General features: G+C 41.5%; 4 protein-coding genes and 1 pseudogene. All 5 read right to left on the bottom strand.

The annotated features are described in order from the left end of the window. Positions 1–281: pseudogene (locus H6F50_RS25250) on the bottom strand (Uma2 family endonuclease); the annotation flags it as partial. A gap of 148 nt (positions 282–429) precedes the next feature. After that, a complete protein-coding gene (locus H6F50_RS25245; RefSeq protein WP_190430809.1) occupies positions 430–1,458 on the bottom strand; it encodes an XcyI family restriction endonuclease in 1,029 nt (342 codons plus the stop codon). Continuing rightward, the gene (locus H6F50_RS25240; protein WP_190430808.1) at positions 1,455–2,969 is read right to left on the bottom strand and encodes a site-specific DNA-methyltransferase; all 1,515 of its coding nucleotides are present in this window, start codon (positions 2,967–2,969) and stop codon (positions 1,455–1,457) included. Before H6F50_RS25240 ends, H6F50_RS25245 begins: the two co-directional genes overlap by 4 nt. Positions 2,970–3,140: 171 nt before the next feature. Then, positions 3,141–3,338 (bottom strand): DNA-binding protein, encoded by a 198-nt coding sequence (locus H6F50_RS25235; RefSeq protein WP_190430807.1) that lies wholly within the window; start codon positions 3,336–3,338, stop codon positions 3,141–3,143. A gap of 1 nt (position 3,339) precedes the next feature. Beyond that, the coding region (locus H6F50_RS25230) for an FAD-dependent oxidoreductase (RefSeq protein ID WP_190430806.1) at positions 3,340–3,795 on the bottom strand (456 nt) is incomplete at its 5' end.

Raw genomic sequence — 3,795 nt, 5'->3', positions numbered from 1 at the left:
GGTTCAACACCCCGCTGAAGGTCTGGACGCTTACAAGTGAGAGATCCAGCGCTTCTGAGATTGAGGTTCAGTTCCTCAGCTAAAGCGAAAACCAAGTGTTCTAGCAGCCTATTGTTATGCTCATGAGGCATCAGCGGGGTCATAATTTCCAGCGTTCCGCGATCGTAAGCCAGTCGAGTGTTACGATCTTCCCCCATCTCTGTAAGTATTGTTTCAAACGTTTGCCAACTGATGTTTCTAAGTACACCCCGCCCTTGAGTGGTTTTCGCTGTCGTCACCATAGGACTTAACCCCGCGTTTTCTACCACGATATCAAGTTGAGTGGGTAATGAGGATGCGATCGCGTTAATGAGGAGAAGACGCGATCGGGTCCTATAATTAAAAGCTTGCACCTCTACTATTGATACAGTTGCAGGTTTAATTCCTTGCTTACGTCCTTAGAATAGAAAAGACTTCTTGCACAAACTGCTCGTATTTTGTTGAATCTTCGCTCAAAATTTCAGTCAAGTTAAAATAGGTAGAGATTATTGAATCATTCTGAATACGAGTATGCACCTCAGGGGTAATACAGCTAGCAACGAGAATAGTTTTAACTTGACTGTTCCTGCGAAAAGCTTCCTCAAAAGATTTTTTTGCCGCACCGTAACGCTCAAGTGCGCCAGCGGGGTCAGTGCCTCCCTTAACCTCAATTACACCAACTGTTGTACCCTGCTTACCCAGCAGTGAAATATCAGGCTCACTGGAAAAGAGCATTGAGGTTTGATTAACTAACCTCACACCCTTATAGCGCTCAATATTTCCTAACTGTTCCTCAAGTTTCTCAGGATTGTATAATTCAATTGCCGTACCCACACGTGGGAGGAGAGCTGCAAGAAAGTTGCGCTCTTTAGCCTCTTTCACGAGAAGACGTTGAACAACTTTTTCTGCTTCTTCCCCAATAGCATTACGCCAGGAGCCGTCAATTTGCGTCCCCGTTGATGCCAGCAATATTCCATATAATTCATCTTCTGTAAGACTTTCTATAGAGCTATCAATGATGAGCGAGATGTGTTCATTAAAAAGCTGGGCAAGTCTCTTGGCTTGGTCTTCCTTTAGAGGGTAGCGATTTTCTTCATCAATTTCAAGTTTTTTAACATCTATATTTACTAAAGACTTAACCGCTTTCTGGGAAAGAGCAGCAATATTACGATAGTAGGCTATTAGTATAGAGTGTTCGCGAATTAAGCTGGGGTGGCAAAATACTTGAATGAGCTGTAAGTTACCATGCTCGTTGATGTAGGCAAAAGCATCCTCGCCAATGCCCCAATCAGCCCAGCATTGCCAACTGTAGAGATGCTTTGCGGGTAATATTTGATCAATTTTATTGCGTAAAGATAGCGTCTTGTATTCCTTGAGTTTGCGATAAAAAAACGTTGATCGTAGTCGATAGTTTATACGATTTACTTCATCTGATGTCATGTGATCACTTCTTTTTCCCAAATATATACACATTTCCGAAGCTCGGCGCGACCTCGATCTCTCATTTGCTGACTACTATTGCCCTTGCCACGACCCAATGTCCAAATGTATCGAGTTGTCAGCCCGAAAGACTCTGCCATATCAGATAAAATAAGGTCTACAGGTATCTCCTCACCAACATACTGAACGTTATCATTTACTATTGCCACTATGCCCCCCGGCTTAAGGCTTCGAGCTAATTCATAAGTGACAAAGCACATTTCGTAAAAGTAATTATGCACCATTCTGGCAATGTTGACGTTATTTAATTTCCCTTCTTTTTTAGCAGCTTCCAAAATTGTCAAAACTTCTTGTAACGCCGTTTGTTGTTGGAAGGTGGAATCGATTTTCAAAAACTCCTGAGCGCGTCCTATACCTGTGTAATACTGCTCTAGTTGAGTGCGTTTATCTCGGTTCTCCACAGTGCATGAAAGCATTGCCTGCCGTAGCTGCTTTACTTTCTCTTCACTGCACCCCAGAAAGACTAGCTCAAGTGCATACGTGCGAGTGTAATCATATCGGTTCAAATAGGGTGGCGAAGTTATTACAAAATCAATACTGTTGTCTTGCAGAGTGGGAAGAATTTCGAGACAAGACTTTTGGTAAAGTATAGGCTCCGGATTTTCAACATAACCAGGCTTTATGGCTGCAAATTCGGATACTAGACTATCGCCAAATAAATCCAGTTGGATTGAGCAGACATCTAAATCTGATGTTATCTGCTTAAGTTTTTGGAGAATCGCATCAGAAAAAGTTAATATTTTTCCTTTATTAAAGGTTTGCTTTCCCAGAGAACGACCTGAACGGGCATCCCAACGCAAATATTGTCCGTCTTTTCTGGTATAGCTAATATCCTCAAGTATACAAAAAGCGGCATATAGAAGTAAATTGCGAATATCGTCATTCGTGACTAACTTGTGACAATAGGAAATATAACCAACCAGTTGATTTTCTTCATTAGAAGGAAACGCACCACGAGTAATGGCAATGTGCTTGATTTGGTAGCAGGGGTCATAGTAATCGGCAAAGTTGATTTTTATTATTTCATCAACTACCAAATTAAACTCTTTAATATTGATTTTATTAGCTAAAATTCGAGATTGGATTGCATAAATGCCGACAGGCAAAAGTTCAATTCCCATATTTTGCCACCCCAAGGAACTTGCAGCAAATAAAGCTGCACCGCATCCCGCGAATGGATCGAGCAAAATACCTGGTTGTCGCTTGAAGTTTTGCAGCAGATACGTAACTAATCGTTCTGAAAATCCTTCTTTATACTTAAACCAGCTATAAAATGGAGTTTCCTTATTGGCCTGAAAACTAACCAGCCTTCTGTTCAAGCAAGGATTAGCAATAATTTTTGTCTTAAATTTTTCGTAGAGAGCCGTTCTTGCTACTGAAGAATGAAGGGCTTGTTCAGAGTTGGTAATAGTGTAATTATTAACCCTATTCCCCTGTATCATCTGTTTCATTACTTATCAAGGTTCTCGCAAGGCGGAATGATGATTGTAATATTGTAGGGCAATTGTGTATCTCTGGTGAAAAGCGATCGCATTCCCAGAAAAACGCGATCGCCGAATAGCATTCTATTTATTCTACCTTTCAACAATATGACTGCGAAGCCACTCAGTAAACTCCTCTCGTCATGCTAGGCGCTTATAAAGTTCAGCATTTTTCTTCAGCACATAATCTACAGCACTTTGCAAAGTTTGTTCTGGCTGATTGAGAATTTCTTCAACACCCATCAGAATCAATTCTTCCAGGGAAATACCAAGGCGAGTGGCGGTTTCTTGCAACTTCACTAAGTGGTCATCAGGAATCGTAATTGTGATAGTGTGCATCTTAAGGTAGCCAAAAATCAGGTAAGAAAGTTTTGCTGAAACTGCGTATTGTTTGGTTAATTGACCGACCAAATTGAATATGCGGTTCATCCGCCTCGACTGGTAAAAGTAAAGCCTTACTCCCACGTCCAAAGCGGGAAATCACCAAATTTGCCGCTTCCAAACCTGTCACATAAGCCTTTTCCTGCGACCAGGAATCGTGACGGGTAACAATCCAATCACCACTCATAAAGACATTCTTGATACTCGTCTCTCCTGGCAACATATACTGATAGCTACCAGGGAAAAAGTGAGTTACTGCACGCGGCAGACGGATTGCACTACTATCGATTACTTTCGCTTCCCGAAAAGCCGGGATACAAGTTGCTAAATCTTGTTGTACAAGCGAAACGATTTCTTCATCATTTAAGGGAAGAAACTGATTGGCGTGATAAAAATCTGCTTCAATAACTGTCCC

The organism is Coleofasciculus sp. FACHB-712 (assembly GCF_014695635.1).
In the GTDB taxonomy this organism is placed as follows: Bacteria; Cyanobacteriota; Cyanobacteriia; order Cyanobacteriales; family FACHB-T130; genus FACHB-T130.
The sequence above is the reverse complement of the archived record's forward strand: the minus strand, read 5'-3'. Positions and strand labels throughout refer to the sequence as shown.